The following is a 21,497-nucleotide window of genomic DNA, read 5'->3' as shown; positions in this document are numbered from 1 at the left end:
GGACGCTCAAGCGCCCCAAATGGCGCGGCCACAGGCACGCTTGTTTCGGCGGGTCACGTCGTCCCCCAGTTGAACCCGCCGAATTCCGGCAGTGACGCGCGCGGGCGCCTCCTCGACGCGCTGCCCGTCGGTCCGACCGAGAAGCAGCAGACCGCCGTCCGACAGCCGTTTGGCCGTCTCACCGATGCGGAACATCTTGCGCCCAGGGCGGAAGATGTTCCGCATCGGTGAGACGCGGAACATCTTGCGCCCAGGGCGGACCGGGTGAGATATGTACCGGGCGGCCGGTACGGTCCGGGCTCCCCAGGTACCCCCGGCCAGCCCCATACCGCTGACGCAGACCTCCCCGACCACGCCCGGTGAGCAGAGGTCGGCATTCTCATCCAGTAGATCGAGGGTATGGCCAGCGATCGCCGCGGCCGCGATCGACAGGTCCTTGAAAAGGAAATTCCCACCCTTGGTCGCGTGAAATCCGGACCCAGTTGCGCCACGCAAGGGGCAGACCGGATACTGACGGCCGGATTACTGGCGATTTGAACCCGCCTCTTGAATTCCCGGCAACCGCTGTAGCGGCGCAGGCTCGGGGCGAAGGAGTTCCCGCGCCCCGAGCCTGAGGTGAATTAGCCCTGCAGATTGACGTACGCGCCGTATCGGGTGACCTTACCGCTCATGGGGGCCTTCGGTGCCGGCTTTGCTGACTTTGCCGTCTTCTGCGTAACCTTGGCAGCCATCACGATCCTCCTTGACGGAACAACAATGGAGTGCCGGGGAAATTTCCTCGACCACATCAGTATGCCCAGGAAGAGCCCGTTGAGATAGGGCCTGTTTTGGAGGAGACCCGGCAGTCTGCTGACGCATTGAGGTCAACGCAGTCGCGTGACCAGGAACAACACGCTATGGATCAGGAAATTCCACGGTGGTACATTCCTGTTGCCTTTCGATAGGCAACAGGGCAACCCTGTACAGCTTTCGTGGAGTCGACGCTAGCTTGACTCTGTCGGGGATCTTGGAATTTCGCGGTGCGGCAGCGTGATCAAGCGGGCATGCTCGGGGCTGATACGAGTACCGATGAAGTCGTCGAGGTGTCCGTTGTCGCTCCGTCCCCGTTCCGGTGAGCAGGTCCCGAATCTGACCGCGCAGATCGCGCGGGCGAATAACCCGGACGGTACGACGGCTATATGGGTGCGAGACCGGCTGACAGGCTGTGGTGTGATGAGGACTTCTCCGACTGGTACCCACGCGACGGGCGCCCGGGCCTCTCGCCCGCCCAGCTGGCCACTGTCTGTGTGCTGCGGTTCCTGCTCGGCCTGTCGGACCGTCAGGCCGCCGAGGCGGTCCGCTGCCGCATCGACTTCAAGTACGCCATGGCCATGGAGCTGGACGATCCCAACTTCCACCACGGCGTGCCGGCCGACGTCCCCGACCGTCTCGCCCAGGGCGACCGGGCCGACCGGCTCCTCGACCTCGCACTGGCCCGTCTCAAGGAGGCCGGGCTGGTGCGGGAGCGCACCACACAACGCACCGATTCCACCCATGTCCTGGCCGCCGTGCGTGACCTGACCCGGTCGGAGCTGGTCACCGAGGCGGTACGTGCCGCACTGGAGGAGGTCGCCGGCACCGCCGGGCACCTGCTGGACGGATCGTGGTGCACCAACTCCCGCGAGAGTACCCGGAACGTGGGCTTTCCCCCGCGAGAACTGCGCGACCTGCAAGTCCGTGTCCGCGCCGAGCAGCAGACCCCCGACTGGAGGGCCGCTACGCGGTCCGCTCCGGAGTCGAGAGCACCATCAACGAGTTCGCCCACGGACACGGCATGCGCCGCTGCCGCTACCGAGGACAGCCGAAAGCCCACCTTCGACGCGCACTCACGACCATCGCCGTGAACATCGAACGCCTCAGCGGCCGGTCAGTGACCGAAACAACCTCTCCACCGAGACCTCCGACCGCCTTCCAGACCTACCAGGACCAGCAGGGATTTCCCCGACCCAAGTCCTGGCGGACCCTCGGCAGTTGACCTCGACCGCTCAAAATCCCCGACAGAGTCAACCGCAACGACTGCGGCTGAACGCCCTGTAGCCGGCAACACCGATCAGATCTGGCAGGCGTCCCCCGCCCAAATGCCGCACCGTCTGAACCATCGGACGGCCGACGCGGAACAGCCCGCGTCGGCCAAGAGGGATGGTCCCACGTGGCGGCAGATGAAATCGGTTGCGGCGGGAACCATGAGTCCGGTGAGGATACGTTCATGGACGGTGCAACAGACGATGTGAACCAGGCGATCGCGGGCGAGTTGCAGCTCATGGATCCACGTGTGCGTGCCTCGCGGGAACGCACCGCGCAGCTTCTCGACCCGGAGTTCGTGGAGGTCGGCGGGTCGGGGCGGCGATGGACGTATGAGGCCATGCTCGCCGAACTGCCTGACCATGCGGGCAGTTCGGCGGATGGCCCCCGCTATGAGCCTTCGGAGATCTCGGGAGTGCTGCTCGCACCGGGTCTGGTGCACCTGACCTTCGAGACCATGCTCGGCGAACGCAGGACCAGGCACAGTTCGATCTGGCGCAAGAGGGACCAAGCCGCAGGCTGGCGGATGTACTACCACCAGGCCACGCGCGTGCCACCCGGAGTGGACCAACTGGCACTGCCAAAGACAAGCGTTGGACGTGGCGGTGGGTGATCAGGCAGAGGGCGAGGCCGAGGAACGCTTCGTGGATGTCGTCGCGTCGTTCCCAGTGGATGCGCAGCGGCGGAAGCCGTGGAGCCAGGCGATCGTGCCCTCGACGACGTAGCGGAAGATGTCCAGGCCGGTGTCATCTGGCTGGCCTCGCTCCGCGATCACGGGACGGATGCCGCGTTGCCGGAGCAGGCGGCGGTACTTGTCGTGGTCGTAGCCGCGGTCGGCCAGCAGGGCGTCCGGTCGTCGGCGGGATCTGCCGGCCCGGCCCGCGACGGGCGGGATCTTGTCGAGCAGGGGCAGCAGTTGGGTGACGTCGTCGCGGTTGCCGCCGGTCAGCGACACCGCGAGCGGGATGCCTTGCCCGTCGACGATGAGGTGGTGCTTGCTGCCCGGCCGGGCGTCGACCAGTCTCGACAAGCGCCACCAAGCGCCGCAGGAGCAGGTGCTCTTCCCCACCCGCCAGGACCACGGCCGGTTGCCCACCCCGCCCTCAGAGGACGGCCAGGCGCGGGCAAGGTGGCGGCGGGCTCCGGCGAGCATGGCGCCGCTGGACGAGGCCGTTGCGGTGCATGACGAACACGATGGCTGCCAGAGCGCCGTAGATCACCGACGCGCCCAAGGCCCGGACCGCCTGGTGCGGTTCACGTGCGTCACCACCCCTTACGGGACACAGCCGTTCGCTTGACAGAGCCCATCAACGGTACGGGCCAAGCGTCCGTCAAGTAGCAGCGTGGGATGTTGACTCAGTAGCGGTAGTGGTCCGGCTTGTACGGGCCCTCGACCTCGACCCCGATGTATGAGGCCTGCTCGGGGCGGAGCGTCGTGAGCTTCACGCCGAGCGCGTCGAGGTGGAGGCGGGCGACCTTCTCGTCGAGGTGCTTGGGCAGCGTGTAGACGCCGATCGGGTACTCGGACTGCTTGGTGAACAGCTCGATCTGGGCCAGGGTCTGGTCCGCGAAGGAGTTGGACATCACGAACGACGGGTGGCCGGTGGCGTTGCCCAGGTTCAGCAGGCGCCCCTCGGACAGGACGATGAGCACCTTGCCGTCGGGGAACTTCCAGGTGTGGACCTGCGGCTTGACCTCGTCCTTGACGATGCCCGGGATCTGCGCGAGGCCGGCCATGTCGATCTCGTTGTCGAAGTGGCCGATGTTGCCGACGATGGCCTGGTGCTTCATCCTGGCCATGTCCGAGGCCATGATGATGTCCTTGTTGCCGGTCGTGGTGATGAAGATGTCGGCCTTGTCGACGACCTCGTCGAGGGTCGTGACCTGGTAGCCGTCCATCGCCGCCTGGAGCGCGCAGATCGGGTCGATCTCGGTGACGATGACGCGGGCGCCCTGTCCGCGCAGAGACTCCGCACAGCCCTTGCCCACATCACCGTAACCACAGACGACGGCGGTCTTGCCGCCGATGAGGACATCGGTGGCGCGGTTGATGCCGTCGATCAGGGAGTGGCGGCAGCCGTACTTGTTGTCGAACTTCGACTTGGTGACGGCGTCGTTCACGTTGATCGCCGGGAACAGCAGGTCGCCGTCACGCTGCATCTCGTACAGGCGGTGGACACCGGTGGTGGTCTCCTCGGTGACACCGCGGATCTCCGAGGCCAGCTGGGTCCACTTCTGGGAGCCGTCGGTGATGGTGCGGTTCAGCAGTTCGAGGATGACGCGGTGCTCGTCGTTCTCGGCCGTGTCGACGGCGGGCACCTTGCCGGCCTTCTCGTACTCGACGCCCTTGTGGACGAGGAGAGTGGCGTCACCGCCGTCGTCGAGGATCATGTTGGGGCCGCCGGTGGGGCTGTCCGGCCAGGTCAGCGCCTGCTCGGTGCACCACCAGTACTCCTCCAGAGTCTCGCCCTTCCAGGCGAAGACCGGGATGCCCCGCGGGCTGTCCACCGTGCCGTTGGGGCCGACCGCGACGGCGGCGGCGGCGTGGTCCTGGGTGGAGAAGATGTTGCAGGAGGCCCAGCGGACCTGGGCGCCGAGGGCGGCCAGGGTCTCGATGAGGACGGCGGTCTGCACGGTCATGTGCAGGGAGCCGGTGACACGCGCGCCGGCGAGGGGCTGCGCCTCGGCGTACTCCCTGCGGATCGCCATCAGGCCGGGCATCTCATGCTCGGCGAGGGTGATCTCCTTGCGGCCGAACTCGGCCAGGGAGAGGTCGGCGACCTTGAAATCGATGAACTCAGCTGACATGAAGGCTCCTTGCGCTCAGTACGTTGCGGTGGATGTCCAGGGCCGCCGTGGACTTATTCAGCGTGATGTAGTGCAGCCCCGGGGCACCCTCGTCCAGCAGACGCCCAGCCATGGCGGTGGCGTGCTCGACGCCGATCCGGTGACCGGCCATGGGGTCGTCGCGGACCGCCTCCAGGAGGTGCGCGAGTTCTTCGGGGAAAGCGGCGTGGGACAGCTCCGCGAAGCGGCGGATCTGGCGCACATCGATGGCCGGCATGATCTCGGGAATGATCGGGATGTCACAGCCCGCGGCGGCGACACGGTCCCGCAGCCGCACATAGTCCTCAGCGTCGAAGAACATCTGGGTGACCGCGTAGTCCGCGCCCGCGCGGCACTTGGCGACGAAGTGCCGGATGTCGCTGTCCCAGTCCGGCGAGCGCGGGTGCTTTTCCGGGAAGGCGGCGACACCGATGGTGAAGTCCCCGAGGGATCTGACCAGTTCGACCAGCTCGTACGCGTGGGTGAAGCCGTCCGGGTGAGGGATCCAGGGGCCATTGGGGTCACCGGGCGGATCGCCGCGCAGGACCAGTACATCGCGGATGCCCGCGTCGGCGTACTGACCGATGATGTGGCGCAGTTCGAGGACCGAGTGCCCCACGGCGGTCAGATGAGCCACGGGTCGCAAGGTCGTCTCGGCCGCGACCCGCCGCGTCACCTCGATGGTCCGCTCACGCGAGGACCCGCCGGCCCCGTAGGTGACGGACACAAAGTCGGGGGCGAGCGCCTCGATCCGGCGGATGGCCCGCCACAGTGTCTGTTCGCCCTGAGCTGTCCTGGGCGGGAAGAACTCGAATGAGAACGTCGGAGATGTGTCCGTCAACGCGTGCTCCCGGCTTGCTCCACCACCCTTGAGGGTCATGACACCTGCGCGAGCCGCGGCTCGAGAGCGCGGGCCGGGTCGTTGCCGTACGTCTGCTCGATGCGGGTGACCAGGTCCGGTGGGCTGAGCTTGTACTCCTGAGTGCCAACGGACTCCAGCACGGTGGTGGCCAGGGCGCAGCCGAGTCGGGCTGCCTGCTCCTGCGGCCAGTCCCACGCCGTACCGGCGAGGAACCCGGACCGGAAGGCGTCTCCCGCGCCCGTGGGATCGGCGATCTTGTCCGTGGGTACGGCAGGGATGCGCAGCGTGGGGGCACCCGACCTGGCCAGCGCCACTCCGGCCTCGCCCAGCGTGGTGATCCAGGTGCCGATCCGCCCCAGCAGGTGGTCCTCTGTCCATCCGGTGCGTTCCAGAAGCAGAGCTGCCTCGTACTCGTTGGTGAACAACCACCGCGCCCCGTCCACGAGTTGACGAACCTGATCGCGGTCCAGGCGGGCGAGCTGCTGGGAGGGGTCGGCGGCGACGGGGATGCCGAGCCGGTGGGCCGTGGCGGTGTGCCGCAGCATGGCGGCGGGGTCGTCGGCGCCGACCAGGACGAGCGCGGGCATGCCAGTACGTTCGGTGATCGCGGCCAGGTCGATCCGAGACGCCTCGGCCATGGCGCCGGCGTAGAAGGTGGCGATCTGGTTCAGGTCCTCGTCGGTGGTGCACACGAAGCGGGCGGTGTGCAGACGCTCGCTGACCTGGACCTCAGACGTGTCGATGCCATTCGCCCGCAGCCAGGCGCCGTACTCGGCGAAGTCGACTCCCGCCGCACCGACCAGGATCGGGCGGAGGCCGAGCAGGCCGAGGCCGAAGGCGATGTTGGCGCCGACACCTCCTCTGCGCACCTGAAGCCGGTCGGCGAGGAAGGAGAGGGAGACCCGCTCCAGCTGCTCCTTGATCAGCTGTTCGGCGAAGCGTCCGGGAAACACCATCAGATGGTCGGTCGCGATCGATCCGCTCACGGCGATACGCATGGACAGCGCTCCTTGGTGCTGAGGCGGAGTGGGGGCGATGGAACGGCCGGGGTGGCGGGGGAAGCGGTGCGCGGTCCGGGGGTAAACCGCGCACCGCTGTCTGTCGTGCCGGGGCGTGCCCCGGCGCCGCGCTGTCAGCCCGCTGCCGCTGCCTTGCGCAGGGCGTCCGCGCGGTCGGTGCGCTCCCAGGTGAAGTCCGGCAGCTCGCGACCGAAGTGGCCATAGGCCGCGGTCTGGCCGTAGATCGGGCGCAGCAGGTCGAGATCGCGGATGATGGCGGCCGGGCGGAGGTCGAAGACCTCGGAGATGGCGCTCTCGATCTTCTCGACGGCGACCGTGTTGGTGCCGAAGGTCTCGACGAGCAGGCCCACGGGCTCGGCCTTGCCGATGGCGTACGCCACCTGGACCTCGCAACGCGTGGCCAGGCCGGCCGCGACGACGTTCTTGGCCACCCAGCGCATCGCGTACGCCGCCGAACGGTCCACCTTGGACGGATCCTTGCCCGAGAAGGCGCCGCCGCCGTGCCGGGCGTAACCGCCATAGGTGTCGATGATGATCTTCCGTCCGGTCAGCCCGGCGTCACCCATCGGGCCGCCGATTTCGAAGCGGCCGGTGGGGTTGACCAGCAGGCGGTACCCGTCGGTGTCCAGCTTGATACCGTCGTCGGCGAGTTGGGCCAGGACGTGCTCGACGACCTCGGCGCGGATGTCGGGGGTGAGCAGGCTGTCCAGGTCGATGTCGCCCGCGTGCTGGGAGGAGACGACGACCGTGTCCAGGCGTACGGGCCGACTGCCCAGGTACTCGATGGTGACCTGGGTCTTGCCGTCGGGGCGCAGGTAGGGGACGGTGCCGTCCTTGCGGACTTCCGTCAGCCGGCGCGAGAGCCGGTGGGCCAGCTCGATCGGCAACGGCATCAGGCAGGGCGTCTCGGCGGTCGCGTAGCCGAACATCAGACCCTGGTCGCCCGCGCCCTGCTGGTCGAGCCCGTCCGTCGCGCCGCCCATGGTCGAGCTGTCCAGCCTGCTCTCGTACGCCTTGTCGACGCCCTGCGCGATGTCGGGGGACTGCGCGCCGATCGACACCGACACCCCGCAGGAGGCACCGTCGAAACCCTTGGCTGAGGAGTCGTAGCCTATGTCGAGGATCTTCTTGCGGACCAGGGTGGCGATGTCGACGTAGGCGGAGGTCGTCACCTCGCCCGCGATGTGCACCTGACCGGTGGTGATCAGGGTTTCGACCGCCACGCGCGACGCGGGGTCGGCACGCAGCAGTGCGTCGAGGATGGTGTCGCTGATCTGGTCGGCGATCTTGTCGGGATGTCCCTCGGTCACGGACTCCGAGGTGAACAGGCTACGCGACATGACACTCCAGGGCAGACGTGGTGGATTACCGATCGACATCGTGCGGCCCCGGCGGCCGGAGCCGAGGTACCTGGGCCCCGTCACCGCTCATGGCCACGCATACTTCTGAGGCGGAGTCAGAGGGAGGGGTGGTTCCGAACCGGATCAGCGGTTCGAGGCCCCTGTCACTGCGCCGGACCGGTCTTGCGGAAGACCCAGTAGTCGGCGCTCTCTTCGGCGATGTAGCGGGCGTCCCCCAGCTTGAACTCCAGGGAGGCCAGGGCGGCGACCTTCTCGGACCGCGCGAAGTCCTCGAATCCCGTCTCAGCCGCGTAGCTGCCGCGGGTGGACACCGCGATCAGGCCGCCGGGCAGGGCGTACTCGATCAGGGTGAGCAGCGCCGTGGGGCGCACATGACCGAGCGTGAAGACACCGCTGCTGACCACGATGCCGTACTGGTCCAGACGCTCATCGCGCCGGGGCACCGACAGGTCAACGCCGCCGTAGACCTTCCGGTACGCCTGGGTCTTGAGGGCCTCGGCAGCCATGTTCTCCGAGAGGTCGACGCCGTCGATCACGTAGTTGCCCAGGGTGCGCAGGACACTGCCGACGAGGCCGGTGCCACAGCCGGCGTCGAAGACGGTCGGGTCCGGCGTCACGTAGGCGGAGGCGAGCAGGTGCACGAGGTTGGCCGCGACTCGGGGCGCCACCCATTTCTGGTCCGCCAGGTCCACGTCGTACCGCGACGCCCAGTCCTCGTAGTAGTTCTTCAGCCCCGGGGAATCGTCGAAGAATACGTGGGACTGCTTGATGTTCGTGAAGGAGCTGCTCACGGGAATTCCTCCATGTCGGATCGGTCAACGATCGTGACGGTTCTTTTCTCGCTCTGCTATGTCACTGCGGGCACGTCTGACGCGTCCGTTTTCTGCTCGGCGCCGGCGCCGTCTCCTCGCGATCGGGAGTTCTTCACGTCGAACACCATGTAGACAGCGATTCCGGCAAGAATGAACAGGGCGCCGCCGACCTCTGTCCAGGTGGGCATCCGCTGTTCCGCCGGAAGACTCATGATTGCGCCGAAAATCGTCTCCGTGGCGAGCAACGGCCCGACCAAGGGCACCGGAATGCCCTGCGCCGCCTTCACCCAGATGTATGTGCCCCACCAGGAACCGAGGACTCCGAGGAAGACGCACCAGGCGATGATCTTGAACAGAGGGTACGGAGAGAAGGTCTCCTCAGGCGTCGTGGCAATGGCGAAGGGCAGCAGGACCATGGAGGCACCGCCTGCACCCATGGCCACCAGCGCCGCCCAGATCTTGGGGTCCGGCTTCGTCTCCCAGGTGCGCTGTGACTGGGCGTTGCGGACAACGAAGTAGGACCATGTGAGCATGGCCATGATGGCCAGCAGGATCCCGAAAAGTGAGTCCTGCGCGCGGTCCGAGGGCCCTTCGTAAATGAAGTCCGTGGCGCTCAGGAGGGTGAGGCCGGAGAGAATCAGGAGGACCGGCGCGACCAGCTCGCTCCACGACATGCGCTTTTCCGCGAAGTTGCCCGCCACCGCAATGGTGATGGGTGAGGACCCCACGATGACTGCGGTAATGAAGCCGCTGCCCATGGTGGCGGAGTACGAGACACAGATGTAGAAGACGAAGTACCCCACGAAGCCTATGTACAGGCCGAAGAGGATTCTGCGCATCGGCATCAGCTTGAGCTGGCGCCGGCCTCGGTACAGGACGTACAGGCCGCACAGGCCGAACAAGGAGTACCGGCCGGTGACCAGGAGCAGTTCACTTGCCGGCTTGACGGCGGCCGGGGCGGGGAAGGCGAAGGCCCACAGCAGAGCGGCCGTCAGTGCCGCGGCCACGTTCTTTTGCGTACTCCCCATCACGCAGTCGCTTCCAGTGCGGGATTCTGCCCGGCGGCAAAACCGTTCTGCAGCAGCCAGTCCCGGTTGTAGATCTTGGAGATGTACTTGCTTCCGCTGTCCGGCAGGACGGTGACGACCGTGGCCGGTTCCGTCAGCGACCGGGCCACCTGCACGGCACCCCACACATTGGCACCGGAGGTGCCACCGCAGATCAGACCCTCACGTTTGGCCAGGTGCTGACAGGTGGCGAAGGCATCGGCGTCGGTGAACTGAATCACATCGTCGACGACCGAGAAGTCCATGCACTTCGCCAGATGATCCTCGCCCGCGCCCTCGACGAAGTACGGTGCGATCTGCGAAGGGTCGACGACGCCTTTGTGGAAATAGCGGTGGTAGATGGAACCCACCGGATCGAGCAGGACGGATGTCACGGACGGATTCTTCGACTTCAGGAACCGCGAAGTTCCGGAGATCGTGCCGCCTGTGCTCCCCGATGCGACGAACGCCGTCACCGACTGCCCGAGCGCCTCCCAGATCTCAGGGCCCGTCGATCGGAAGTGGGCCTCCGCGTTGAGCGGGTTGTCGTACTGGTTGAGCGTGAATGATCCTGGCATCTCCGCGTGGATGCGCCTCGCGTACGTCACATAATGCTTGGCCGAGTCCGGTGGGGCCGAGGTCGGGCAGACGATCACCTCAGCGCCCATGGCGCGCAAGGTGTCCTGCTTTTCCTTGCTCACCTTGTCCGGCATGGTCAGGATCGCGCGGTAGCCACGTGTTGCCGCCATCATCGCGATCGCCGCACCTGTGTTTCCGGAGGTGTTCTCCACTATGGTCGCGCCGGGCTGGAGCAGACCGCGGCGCTCGGCGTCATCGAGGATGTAGTGGACGATCCGGTCTTTGATGCTGCCCCCCGGATTCATGAACTCGGCCTTGGCGAATATCCGAACACCGGCCGGAACGTCGAAGGTCTTCAGTTCGACGAGGGGCGTCCTGCCGATGAACGACTGGACATTCATGCCGACTCCTTACTGAGTGTGGAAAAGGGTGATGGAGAGCCGGTTCGGCGGGTGTGCCGCGGACTCCGGGCCAATGCTTACCCGGTGCCTCACTGTCCGCTGTCGACTGTCCATGCACCCAAGAGGCGCTGACGCCCGTTCAGAGGGCAGAGTCAGGAATCTTCACCGAGTCAAGAATCGCGACCGTGTGACCGACCCTTTCGCCCTTCTCCACGAGAGTCAGGGCGTCCAGCGCCGACATCTCGAACGGCGCCAGCTCCTCCTCCAGTTTCAGGGCCTGCGCCCCGGCCGCCGCGGGCGACAGGCCCTCGAAGGCATCGCGCAGAACGCTCACCGGGTAGAAGTGGAACGGCCCCAGGCCTTCCCTCTCCCACTGGGCGTATCCGCCGACCACATCGGTTGGCTCGGACTGAACCTTCCAGGTGTAGGTCAGGATGCTGCCGTTGTAGCCGGCGGCTCCGGAGAGGGCCAGGATTTCGGACAACGGAATGCGCGCACCGATCGACGACAACACGCGCCCGCCGACCCGAAGGAGAGGATGTGCCTGCTGGAGAGCCAGGTAGTGCAGCGTCACGAGGTTCTTCTCCGCGGAGCCGGGAATCTCCTCGCTGCGCTCGGTGATGAAGGTCGAACTCGTCTGGCCGTCGGCCAGATCCTCGTTGCCCACCATCGGAATGTTGGGGAGATTCTCGTAGATCACGTCGATCTGCGACAGCTTGCCGGCCAGCGGGGTGAGGAGGTCACCCACGCCTCCGATCAGTTCGACATCCTTGTTCAAGAGGTTGCTGCGAATGTTTTCCCGCGCATACGCGAGAACGTCCTTATGGAGGTCGGTGAAGCCAACGGTATGTGCTTGCAGAATCTCCACGGCCGCCAGGGCGTCGAGGCCTGCCCCTGTCCCGATCGTGCAGAACCGCGGGGCGAGCACCCCCATGCGTGCCAGCGTCTTGAACGCCGGCACGGCAACGCTCGCCACCCAGTCGGCACGCGGATCCTCCGCCTTCGGGAGGTAGGAATGGTCCGAAAGCCGGAGCCCGATGGATGACCTGATCCGTTCTGTTTCACTGATCTGGAAGAACTCGCCGGGCGACACGACCAGTTCGGCATGGTCGACGCGTGTACCCATCTCGGTCTCCTTAGAGGTGGCGACAGCACTACTTCTGCGAGAGTCTCCGGCTCGCCCAATTCGACGAAGGGTCGACGGGCACACGGAACCGGTCTGTGCCGAGGGAATCAACTGCGATCGGATTGCGCCCTTCACGAGGAACGGCGTCCTCCGGTGGCAGCGACTTCACTATCGCCACGGCTGGCAAAGCTGTACAAGGGGGGCTCTGTTGCCTGTCGTCAGGCAACGGCGGCAACAGCGGCCCCCAGAGCACCTTGCCGGGTGCGTCAGTCCGGCGTTTGCCGGTGCACCAGCCGGCCACCGTACGCGCTTTCCTGCCATCGACTCAGATGGTCAGACGCACGCGGCCGGGCCGCAATAATCTACATACCGCCATCAAGCGGACAACTTCCGCCCACTGACGGGCCCGCCCTCTATCAGACGCGCGACTGGACCACAACGGGAAAGAGCTTTCCAGCCACCTCGGGAGCGCCCTGTTGACACTACAAAATTCAACTCCCTAGCATGTAGCTATACCGGTTGGTATACATCACCGTCTCTCCCCCCACGAAGGAGACGCACGTGTTGCTCCATCTGTTCGGCGTAGCGGCTGGTGAGGCATTGGCTGTCCCCAGAGCGTGTGCCGCCGATCCGCTGAGAGGTCAACGGCACGGCGATCGGTGCACGAGGATGCAACCACTGGCCCGTACGGGAGAAGAGAATCCGTGAAACCCGTATACATCCGCGATGACGCCGAGTCGCAACGTCAACAGCTCTCTGCAGTTGGCCAGTCCCTGTGCCGGCGTGGTTGGCTGCCGGGAACGTCCGGCAGCGTCTCGATGCGATCGGGCGAAGCGGTTCTGATCACCGTCGGTGACCTCGACAAGAGGGTGATGACCCATCAGGACACCGTGATGGTTGATCCGTTCGAAGGGCTGCCGTTGACTGGGGAGATCGAATGGCCCCCGGACGAAACCGCGATACACCTCGCCCTGTACCGACGACTGCCCGACTGCGGAGCAGTGATCTATGCGCAAGCACCGTGCGCCAAGGCACTCGCCTCCTTGACCGACGGCAGCGGTCATTTCGGCCAAGCGGTCCTCAAGGAACCGGAAATGGCGCAGGCACTCGGCTTATCGGATGCCTGCCTGCCCGCACTGCCGGTCGTCTCGGACCGACTCGACGCGTCGCGCATCGCCGAGGACGTGGTGACCGCTCTCGACGCCTCGGCCGCCGGTACCCCTCCGGTTCTGCTCATCCAGCAGAACGGTCTGGTCGCCTGGGGCCGTGACGCCGACGAAGCGCTCAGCAGGCTGGAGCGTATCGAACAGCTCAGCCACCTGTTCCCGGCTGACGCGGTCGCCGGCGAACCCGCTGTAGCCAGGGTGAACGCCCGGTGACACTGCTTCAGATCATGCCGGAGGACGCACCGCAGACGGTGCGGGTGCGGACCGACGACCTGGACGTCATCCGCAAGGAACTGCTCAGGATCGGTGTGCGCCTCGCCCGGTGGCACGCCGCCCGCCGGCTTCCGGCCGACGCCGACGACACCACGGTCATGAAGGCCTACAAGAGCCACATCGACCATCTCAGCGCCGAGGGCGGCTACCGGATCGTCGACATCGTCCGCATGACTCCCCCGCCGACCGATACGGGTCAGGGCCGGCAGACGTGTCCAGCACGTGAGAAATTTCTGCAAGAGCACGTCCACGACGACGATCTCGTGCGCTTCCTGGTGGCGGGGACGGGCTGCTTCTATCTCCACGTCGCGGGCCAGGTGTACGCGGTGCTGTGCACGACAGGGGACCTGCTGTCCGTACCCGGCCGTACGCCCCACTGGTTCGACGCGGGCGCTCGCCCAAACTGCACCGCGATCCGCTTCTTCCAGCGGGCCGAACGCAGCGCTACCCGGTTCCTTCCAGACGGCATCGCCTCCCGGTTCCCGACCTGTGACGATTTACTCGCGACGCCGGGCAACTAGCCCGGCGCGTCGCCGAAGACATCCGCGGCCATTCCTGCCGGTGCCGGGCACGACCTTCCATACCCAGCTCTCTCCTCAATGAGTGCTGCCAGCTTCCATGGCGTCCATTCACAACCGCCAAGACGGTCCGAAGCATGCGATCTGGATCACCAGGCCACCGCCCGGGCATGGAAGTTGGCACGGTCGGCGCAGCAACCCCGGTTTGAGCTGGCTGCTTTGGACCAACTGTACAATTCTGGGGGCTAGACAGTGGTACGAGAACCAGCGCAGGGCTCATCGTCAACTCAGCGTACCCAGGAAAGAATCAGCTCTCTCGCCGGCGTACCGGCGACGTTCGGGCAGTTGCTGCGGGCTCACCGGACGAAGTCCGGGCTTTCGCTCACGCAATTCGCCGCTCGGGTGCATTTCGACCCAGGCCACATCAGCAAGGTTGAGACCGGCAAGCGGTCGCCGTCGGTGAGCTTCGCGAAGGCCTGCGATCGAGCACTGAACGTCGGAAACACCTTCATTGCCATTGCCTCCGCTCTGGAAGCGGCGACTCGTCAGCAGCAAGGCTGGGTCCAGCCTGCCCAACTGCCCGCGGCGAAACGGCATTTCGTGGGGCGCCATGACGACCTGCATGGACTGGACGGGCTTCTTCAAGGCCCCGAGCAGACACTTGCGGTACCCGTGGCGGTGATCAACGGCCCGCCCGGCGTGGGAAAGACCGCGCTCGCGGTGCAGTGGGCACACCGAGCCGTCAACGAAGGACACTTCCCCGACGGGCAGCTGTTCGTCAGCCTTCAGGGGCCCGAGCCGGACACCGCGGCTGCGCCCTTCGACGTGCTGGAGGATCTGCTGCGCGCCGTGGGCGTTCCTCCTGAACGCATTCCCGCGGAGCTGGATCAAAGGGCTGCCACCTTCCGGTCGTACCTGCATGGCCGGGAAATGCTCCTGGTTCTGGACAACGCCGCGGACGCCCAGCAGATCCGCCCCCTGTTACCCGGATCTCCGGGAAGCGCCGTCGTGGTGACCAGCCGGTCGCGATTACCGGGGCTGATGCCCTTGGTGGACGCCGCCTCCCTGCCCCTGCCCGAGCTGCGCCAGCCGGAAGCAGCCAAGCTGATCGGCGCGGTCATAGGCCAGGTGCGAGCCGACGCCAACCCAGGCGCGGTAGCCGAACTGGCGGAGCGATGCGGACGTCTTCCACTGGCACTGGTCCTGGCTGCCGAGCGGATCGTGAGCCATCAGCACCACAGCGCCGAGGCCCTTGCCGCCGAACTCAAACCCCAACAGGCCCGGCTGAACCTCGCCGAGGGAGACGTGGTACTCCGCGACGCGTTCGAGACCTCGTACAAGGCGCTCGACGAGCAGAGTGCTCGTGTCTTCCGGGGGCTCGGCCTGCTCCCGGGTCATCTGATCGACGTGGCCAGCACGGCGTCGATCGCGGGCGTCCCTCCCGAAGAGGCCTCACTGTCGCTGTGCAATCTGGCCGCCGCGCACCTGGTTCAGCGCCATGACGAGCGTCACTATCGCATGCACGACCTGTTGCGGGCGTATGCGGCCGATCTGGCAAGGCAGCTGAACGGCAACCCCGGGCGCGCGATGGCGAACGGCCATGCGGCCGACCCGATACCCCCGTTGAACCCCCCGGCCGCTACGTCCCTCATCGCGTAGAACCTCGCTGGTAGCCGGGGCCGGGAGACCGGTCCCGGCAGCGGACGCGAACCCCGGATCATCACCCGCGTGTCATGTGGCTGGGGGCCGGAGTGGTCACTCGGGAAGCGACGTTTCGATGAGGACTCTGGCCACATGCTCAGCACGATCGACGGCCCGATCCAGCGACCGCATGGAATCGGCCACACAGGCCCCCTCGTGCAGGATCAGAATCTGGGCGGCCAGTCCTGCGGGATCCTGGGCACGGGCTTCCGCGGCCAGTCCTTCCAGGTAGGCGAGCAGCCAGGCCTTCTGGTCGCGGGCGACCTCCCGGCCCGGGTGGCCTTCAGGGAGTTCCACGGACGCGTTGATGAAGGCGCAGCCCCGCAGGTTCCGCTCGCGCAGCCATTCGCGCAGAGCTCCGAACGTGGCCAGGATCTTCTCTGTGGGGGGACCATCATGAGCGTTGACGTGATTCACCAGCGTGGAACGCCACAAGCCATCACGAGCACGCAGATAGGCGACGATGAGGTCCTCTTTCGAACCGAAGCGGTCGTAGAGGGTCTTCTTGGTGACGCCCGCTTCCTCCGCGATCGCTTCCACGCCGACGGCGCGGATCCCCTGCTCGTAGAAGAGCCGCGAGGCGGTCTGGAGGATCTTCACGCCGGCCGGCGTGAGGTGCTGCATGCCGCGACGCTTGCTGCTTCGACCGACGCTCTCGCTGTTGACAGTCACAGCTCAACACTACACCCATCGGTATAGTTACAGCAGTCGCTGCGCAAGCGTGAACGCCCAGGAGGAGCCGGGAACTCCGAAGAGCTCCGCCTCACCGGCGAAGTGAACCGACCATTGCGACGCCGTCATGTCAGTTGTTCGTGACGCCTGTTCGTACGACATGCCGCTGACGGGGTAATGACGGGCTTGGTCAGTTGCTTCGGTTCACCGTTTACGCCGGAACGCCGTAATGAGGAGGTCGGATGACCGAGGCATACGACATCGAGGTCATCGTCTTCGACGTCCTCGGCACGATGGTCGACGAACCCGGCGGACTGCGAGCGGCCATGCGGGAGGCGGCTCCCGCATCCGAAGAAGCCTCCGGGGAACTCTGTGTCGACCGGTTGCTCAACGTGTGGCAAGAGTATGTGCGGCACGAGCAGCGTCGCATCGCGGAAGATGTGCGGCCCTATGCCAACTCGGAGATCATCGACCGGGAGGCGGCCGAGCGTGTGGCCGACCGTGTCGGCCTGACCGACGCCGCTGCCCTCGATCGACTGGCCACGGCAGGGCAGCGCATGAAGCCCTGGGACGACTCCCTCGTCGGCCTCGCACGCCTGGCCGAGCGTTTTCCGGTGCTGGCCCTGAGCGATGCCAGCCGCACGTCCCTGCTCCGGCTCAACGCTCACGCGGCACTGCGCTGGCATCAAGCCCTGTCCGCCGAGGACGCCCAGGCGTACAAGCCCGCGCCGGAGGTCTACCAGCTCGCGCTCGACGCGGCAGGTTCTCCACCAGAGCGCGTACTCATGGTCGCCGCGCACGCCTGGGACCTCCGCGGAGCCCAGGCCATGGGCATGCGAACCGCCCACGTTCAGCGACCGGTCGGGGATCCGCCGCGCGATGCCGACTCCTTCACGTGGCGGTCAAGCGGCCTGGAGGAACTGGCCGCCGTCCTGGCGGGGGTGTAGTACCAGAACGCGACAGGCCGAGCACCCGGCGGTCGGAGCCTTCTCATCGTGGTGTCCCTGGGTTCTGGGCCCGGGCACCACAGGGCGCGGCGGGTGTCAGGCCAAACCGAATCGTCGCCGGATGCGTACCGGTGCCCTGGTCCACAGCGGGCCGACCGGTGGCGCCGAAGGCCGCTCGCGCGCGACTGACCGCCATGTCGGTCGGCTCGTCAGTAGCCATACAGGTGGGTATACTTCGCGAGGGGGCGTTTCCGCGTCCCGCTCGGCAGCCGAGACTGCTTGGGGATCCCCAAATGAGGATGCTGCTTCAGCACGTATGGAATTTCCTGCGAGACATCGCGTACGGGATCGATGCCGGACATGCCATCAGGCACGGAGCGCCGGTTCCAGCACGTAAACCACCACGCTGACGTGCCGCCCGCGCCTACGCCCTCAACCACCAGCCCGAACAGGCCCGCGCCGCGCTCGAGGCCGCCGACGCCCTCATGGACCGGCTCCCTGAGGGCAAGCGGTCGGACACGTGGCTGACGTACGGCGAACAGAAGCACCACGTCCACCTCAGCCATGCCTTCACCACGCTCGGGGAAACCCGCCTCGCCCACGTCAGCCAGGAGCGCGCCTTGGAGCTGTCCGCGCCGACCAGCACCATGACGCGCACCCTGCTGAACATCGACGCCGCCGCCTGTGCTCACCACGACGGCGACAGCGAAGAGGCGTGCCGCCCTACGGTCTCCGCCCTGACGGCGCTGCCGGACGGCTACCGCGCCGGCCTGGTCCGCCGCCGCGCCCTGGACCTGTACGAGGCGATCCCTACCGAGCACCACCGTGAGCGTGCCGTACGGGAGTTGCGGAACGTCCTGGCCGCATGACCGGAGAGCCCACCCCGAGACAGAGAGCTACGCACCCGCCCGAGGTGGGGCGCACCCCGTGCCGGTGCACCCCACAGGGCTGGCATACCGGCATCGACGTCCTTGCGTTGTGAGATCACGGTCCGGCGACGAGTCCTGAGGGTGCAGCCGGCGGCAGCGAGAGCGCCGGCCGTCAGGCCCAGGCCGAGGTTGATGTCCCAGCCGGACACTCCACCGCTGGAGGCACCTCCGAGCCCGCGCTTCACTCCACGCATCGGCGGGGTCGCCGTAGGAGCCACCGTCGGCGTGTTTGCAGTGCCTCGGCGTAACAGTGCCTCGTAGGCGATCCCGTCGGGGCCCTGGTCCTCATCGAGCCGATGAGGACCGCTGGGATCTTGAGACAGGTACGTATTGACCAGGGTGCGCCGCAGGTGGGTGATCCAACTTCCCTGGATGACCTGCCACATACCGGAATTCGGGACCTCAGGGGCTCCCGCAACGGGGTCGTATGCGGCTTCGGCGGACCCACGGGCACGCTCCGGGCGCGGTGCGCGGTCCTGGGCCCGACTACTTCCCGGCGCGCCCTCACCCGCCCGTCCCGGGCCTCACCAAAATGGCTTTGACCTGGTGTTTTCCTGGATTCCACCTAGGCTGGGGAAGTCTGCCGGATGCCATGGGACGGGGTCTTCGTGAGTGGGGAAAGCACGGGGTACGACGCTGCCCGGATCGAGGTGCTGGAGGGGCGGGAAGCCGTTCGGAAGCGGCCCGGGATGTGGGTCGGCTCGATCGGCGAACGCGGTCTGCATCAGCTGGTGTTCGAGGTCGTCGGCCGGGCGGTGAATCAGGTCCTGCCCGGCCGCGGCGGCTCCGTCGACGTCACGCTCACGCCCGACGGCGGCGTGCGAGTCACCGACGACGGGCCGGGGGGTCCCTTCGAGGACACCGGGGACACCGACGGCCACCAGGGCCTCGAAGCGCTGCTGACCAGTTTCTACGCCGGGTCCGAGCCCAGTGGCCGGCACGTCGCGGCCGTGGGCCAATTCGGTGTGGGGCTCTTCGTCGCCAACGCCTTGTCGAGTCGGCTGACGGCAGAGGTGCGGTGGGAGGGGGTCCGCCGGGTCCAGGAGTACGCGCGAGGTGTCGCCGTCACCCCGCCCTCCGCCGTCGGGCCCGCGACCGGAAGCGGGACGACCATCGCCTTCTGGCCCGACACCGAGATCTTTGAGACGACGCGGTGCTCGTTCGCCGTGTTGGCGGAGCGTTTTCGGCAGGTGGCCTTCCTCAACCGGGGGCTGGGGATCTCGCTGACCGACGAACGCCCGGCGGGCGAGGCCCGGGCGGTGCTGTTCCGGTTCCCGGACGGAGTGCGGGACTTCGTGGCCGCCCTCGACGCGGAGACCGGGGCGGCCCTCCATCCGGACGTCATCGGCTTCGAACGGGAGGACCCGAGGATGGCGGGGACGATGGAGGTGGCCCTCCTGTGGAGCGGCTCCCGCGAGGAGCGGATGCGCAGCTTCGTCAACAGCCGGGCCACTCCACAGGGCGGCACGCACGTGGACGGCTTCCGCGACGGAGTGGCCGCCGCAGTCATGGCGTACGCGCGGGAACGGGGGCTGCTGGCGGCGGACCCCGATCCCGGCGCCGACCGGATCGGCGAGGGCCTCACGGCCGTCGTGTCGGTGAAGCTCGACCGTCCCGAATTCCTGGGCGCCACGCGCGGGCTGCTGGGCAACACCGACGTGCGGGTCTGTGTCGGGAAGGCCGTCCGGGAGCACCTCGGCAACTGGTTCGAGGAGCAGCCGGGGCGGGCCGCGGTGGTCGTCGACCGGATCGTCCGGGGCATCCACCAGGACTGAACAGCAGAGGACGGCCCCGCCAGAAAGCCGCGCGGAAGCGTTGCACTGCAGTTGGCTGTGCCCGCACCAGATGCACTCACGGGTGCACGCCGGGACTCTGGCCGGGGCCGGGCTCGTGCGGGTTGGTGCGCGCGCCGGTCGTCCTCACGGTGGCGCGCGGGGCTTGTCCTGGTGCGCATCGGGAACGTCCTGCGCACTCGATGCGCTGTCGGCGGCCTGGTGCGCACGCTGGTTGGCGTCCTTACTCAGCACGCGGCGAGTCGCTGCCCGGCGCTGCCGATTACCGGGGCGGCCGGTACGGCGCGCAGTACGCAGCCAGGCGGTGAGCACGTGGGCGGCGATGACGGCGCGGTCGTGGCGCAGCGGCACGCGCGGGATGTCCACTCCCCCGGCTCCAACCCACTGTGCCAGTGGTGCCTGGCCCCGGTGCGGGAGAAGTAGGGCGCGGCCGTGCGCTACGTCAGCACTCGCTGACACCGGGCCTCGTCGAACCGCCCGGTCGACGCGCTCTGCGGCGGCTGCCGCGCCCGACCGAGGCGAGCGCGCCCTGGTTCCCGGCTGCGTCCGCGCCGCCCATCCCGAACCCTCCCTCACCCCTCAACCTCAACCTCAACCAGGGACATGGGCGAAAGCGGCCGCAACGGAGACGTCAGCACCCCGACCACGCCCGCACGCTGTGCTGGCCTGGGCAAACTCCTCCGGGACGCCGTGAGGGCTCGCGCAACATCTACCGCGATGGCCCATGAACTGGCCGGGTACGGGTACTACGTGCTCGTCCCCAACCTCTTCTACCGGCACGGCCCGGCACCGGTGATCGAGCTTCCCGAGCACATCGGAGAAGAGGCCCGGCCCCAGGTCATAGCCAAGCTGATGCCCTTGATCGAGGCGCACACCGCCGAACGTGTCCTGAGCGACGCCGACGCCTACCTCAGGTTCCTCACCACCCAGCCCGAGGTCGGCGCCGGACCGGTCGCGGTGACCGGCTACTGCATAGGCGGCCTCCTGGCGATGCGCACCGCCGCGGCCCACCCCGGCCAAGTGGCCGCCGTCGCCGCATTCCACGGCCCCGTGGGCGCCGACGGACCCGACAGCCTCGCCAAGCTGACCGCCCAGGTCCACCTCGGCCACGCCGAAGGCGACCTGACGCCCGAGGCCCTGGGCGAGCTCAACCAGGCCCTGGATGCCGCAGGGGTCGGCTACACCTCCGAGATCTACCCCGGTACCATCCACGGCTTCACCATGTCCGACACCGACGCCTTCAACCCCGCCGCGTTGCAGCGCCATTGGGACCGCCTGCTGCCCCTCCTCGACCGCACCCTGGCCATCTGAGGCTCCGGCTCGGAAACCAAGCCCGAAGCACATGGCTACCCAGTCCTGGCGAAATTTCGAAGCCGGTGTGAGGGCGGGCGCAGCCCGCCCTCAC

Annotated in this window: 21 protein-coding genes and 1 pseudogene; 10 read left to right on the top strand and 12 right to left on the bottom strand. The window is 67.2% G+C overall.

Going from position 1 to position 21,497, the window contains the following annotated elements; translation table 11 throughout:
* Positions 1-6: 6 nt before the first annotated feature.
* Positions 7-495, bottom strand: a complete 489-nt coding sequence (locus JIX56_RS46030) for a hypothetical protein (RefSeq protein WP_257550231.1) — start codon at positions 493-495, stop codon at positions 7-9.
* Between the two features lie 683 nt (positions 496-1,178).
* Between JIX56_RS46030 and JIX56_RS46025 the strand changes: the two genes are divergently transcribed.
* The 3 genes from JIX56_RS46025 (at position 1,179) to JIX56_RS46015 (ending at position 2,674) form a co-directional block, all read left to right on the top strand.
* The gene (locus tag JIX56_RS46025) at positions 1,179-1,883 is read left to right on the top strand and encodes a transposase (protein ID WP_257550229.1); all 705 of its coding nucleotides are present in this window, start codon (positions 1,179-1,181) and stop codon (positions 1,881-1,883) included.
* Positions 1,787-2,014 carry a transposase gene (locus tag JIX56_RS46020; protein WP_257551507.1) on the top strand — a complete coding sequence of 76 codons (228 nt, stop codon included), beginning with the start codon at positions 1,787-1,789 and terminating at the stop codon, positions 2,012-2,014. Before JIX56_RS46025 ends, JIX56_RS46020 begins: the two co-directional genes overlap by 97 nt.
* A gap of 231 nt (positions 2,015-2,245) precedes the next feature.
* Positions 2,246-2,674: a nuclear transport factor 2 family protein gene (locus tag JIX56_RS46015; RefSeq protein ID WP_257551506.1), complete on the top strand. Its 429-nt coding sequence runs from the start codon at positions 2,246-2,248 to the stop codon at positions 2,672-2,674.
* Here JIX56_RS46015 and JIX56_RS46010 read toward each other — a convergent pair.
* The 9 genes and pseudogenes from JIX56_RS46010 to JIX56_RS45970 form a co-directional block, all read right to left on the bottom strand.
* Positions 2,655-3,070, bottom strand: a pseudogene (locus tag JIX56_RS46010) (IS5 family transposase); the annotation flags it as partial. The gene JIX56_RS46015 and the pseudogene JIX56_RS46010 sit on opposite strands and share 20 nt — an antisense overlap.
* Before the next feature lie 347 nt (positions 3,071-3,417).
* Positions 3,418-4,869, bottom strand: coding sequence for an adenosylhomocysteinase (gene ahcY / locus JIX56_RS46005; protein ID WP_257550228.1), 1,452 nt, complete (start codon positions 4,867-4,869; stop codon positions 3,418-3,420).
* Positions 4,859-5,767, bottom strand: a complete 909-nt coding sequence (gene metF / locus JIX56_RS46000) for a methylenetetrahydrofolate reductase [NAD(P)H] (protein WP_257550226.1) — start codon at positions 5,765-5,767, stop codon at positions 4,859-4,861. Before metF ends, ahcY begins: the two co-directional genes overlap by 11 nt.
* On the bottom strand, positions 5,764-6,747 hold the full coding sequence (locus JIX56_RS45995; protein ID WP_257550224.1) for a carbohydrate kinase family protein: 984 nt from the start codon (positions 6,745-6,747) through the stop codon (positions 5,764-5,766). The genes metF and JIX56_RS45995 overlap by 4 nt, the downstream gene beginning before the upstream one ends.
* 134 nt (positions 6,748-6,881) lie before the next feature.
* Positions 6,882-8,108: a methionine adenosyltransferase gene (metK, locus tag JIX56_RS45990; protein WP_257550223.1), complete on the bottom strand. Its 1,227-nt coding sequence runs from the start codon at positions 8,106-8,108 to the stop codon at positions 6,882-6,884.
* A 164-nt stretch (positions 8,109-8,272) separates the two neighbouring features.
* Entirely contained in the window at positions 8,273-8,920 is a 648-nt protein-coding gene (locus tag JIX56_RS45985) for a class I SAM-dependent DNA methyltransferase (protein WP_257550221.1), read from the bottom strand.
* Positions 8,921-8,976: 56 nt separating this feature from the next.
* Entirely contained in the window at positions 8,977-9,948 is a 972-nt protein-coding gene (locus JIX56_RS45980) for a DMT family transporter (RefSeq protein WP_257550219.1), read from the bottom strand.
* A gap of 20 nt (positions 9,949-9,968) precedes the next feature.
* Entirely contained in the window at positions 9,969-10,967 is a 999-nt protein-coding gene (locus JIX56_RS45975; RefSeq protein ID WP_257550218.1) for a PLP-dependent cysteine synthase family protein, read from the bottom strand.
* A gap of 139 nt (positions 10,968-11,106) precedes the next feature.
* Positions 11,107-12,093 carry a class I SAM-dependent methyltransferase gene (locus tag JIX56_RS45970; protein WP_257550216.1) on the bottom strand — a complete coding sequence of 329 codons (987 nt, stop codon included), beginning with the start codon at positions 12,091-12,093 and terminating at the stop codon, positions 11,107-11,109.
* A gap of 704 nt (positions 12,094-12,797) precedes the next feature.
* Between JIX56_RS45970 and JIX56_RS45965 the strand changes: the two genes are divergently transcribed.
* The 3 genes from JIX56_RS45965 to JIX56_RS45955 all read left to right on the top strand — a co-directional run bounded on the left by JIX56_RS45965 (position 12,798) and on the right by JIX56_RS45955 (position 15,709).
* Positions 12,798-13,472, top strand: a complete 675-nt coding sequence (locus tag JIX56_RS45965; RefSeq protein WP_257550214.1) for a class II aldolase/adducin family protein — start codon at positions 12,798-12,800, stop codon at positions 13,470-13,472.
* Positions 13,469-14,053, top strand: a complete 585-nt coding sequence (locus tag JIX56_RS45960) for a 1,2-dihydroxy-3-keto-5-methylthiopentene dioxygenase (RefSeq protein WP_257550213.1) — start codon at positions 13,469-13,471, stop codon at positions 14,051-14,053. Before JIX56_RS45965 ends, JIX56_RS45960 begins: the two co-directional genes overlap by 4 nt.
* 342 nt (positions 14,054-14,395) lie before the next feature.
* A complete protein-coding gene (locus JIX56_RS45955; protein ID WP_257550211.1) occupies positions 14,396-15,709 on the top strand; it encodes a helix-turn-helix domain-containing protein in 1,314 nt (437 codons plus the stop codon).
* A gap of 96 nt (positions 15,710-15,805) precedes the next feature.
* On the opposite strand, the gene JIX56_RS45950 is transcribed toward JIX56_RS45955, so the two are convergent.
* Positions 15,806-16,375: a TetR/AcrR family transcriptional regulator gene (locus tag JIX56_RS45950; protein WP_443032092.1), complete on the bottom strand. Its 570-nt coding sequence runs from the start codon at positions 16,373-16,375 to the stop codon at positions 15,806-15,808.
* Positions 16,376-16,665: 290 nt separating this feature from the next.
* Between JIX56_RS45950 and JIX56_RS45945 the strand changes: the two genes are divergently transcribed.
* The 3 genes from JIX56_RS45945 to JIX56_RS45935 all read left to right on the top strand — a co-directional run bounded on the left by JIX56_RS45945 (position 16,666) and on the right by JIX56_RS45935 (position 20,074).
* A complete protein-coding gene (locus JIX56_RS45945; protein ID WP_257550207.1) occupies positions 16,666-17,370 on the top strand; it encodes a haloacid dehalogenase type II in 705 nt (234 codons plus the stop codon).
* 485 nt (positions 17,371-17,855) lie between these two features.
* Positions 17,856-18,239 carry a hypothetical protein gene (locus tag JIX56_RS45940; protein WP_257550205.1) on the top strand — a complete coding sequence of 128 codons (384 nt, stop codon included), beginning with the start codon at positions 17,856-17,858 and terminating at the stop codon, positions 18,237-18,239.
* 668 nt (positions 18,240-18,907) lie between these two features.
* Entirely contained in the window at positions 18,908-20,074 is a 1,167-nt protein-coding gene (locus tag JIX56_RS45935) for an ATP-binding protein (RefSeq protein WP_257550204.1), read from the top strand.
* A gap of 144 nt (positions 20,075-20,218) precedes the next feature.
* Here JIX56_RS45935 and JIX56_RS45930 read toward each other — a convergent pair whose 3' ends face one another.
* Positions 20,219-20,458, bottom strand: a complete 240-nt coding sequence (locus tag JIX56_RS45930; protein ID WP_257550202.1) for a hypothetical protein — start codon at positions 20,456-20,458, stop codon at positions 20,219-20,221.
* 351 nt (positions 20,459-20,809) lie between these two features.
* On the opposite strand from JIX56_RS45930, the gene JIX56_RS45925 reads away from it, so the two are divergent.
* Positions 20,810-21,403 carry a dienelactone hydrolase family protein gene (locus JIX56_RS45925; protein ID WP_257550192.1) on the top strand — a complete coding sequence of 198 codons (594 nt, stop codon included), beginning with the start codon at positions 20,810-20,812 and terminating at the stop codon, positions 21,401-21,403.
* The last annotated feature ends 94 nt before the right edge of the window (positions 21,404-21,497 follow it).

Source organism: Streptomyces sp. CA-210063 (assembly GCF_024612015.1).
In the GTDB taxonomy this organism is placed as follows: Bacteria; Actinomycetota; Actinomycetes; order Streptomycetales; family Streptomycetaceae; genus Streptomyces.
Note: the sequence above shows the minus strand (reverse complement) of the source record. Positions and strands in the feature narration are given on the sequence as shown.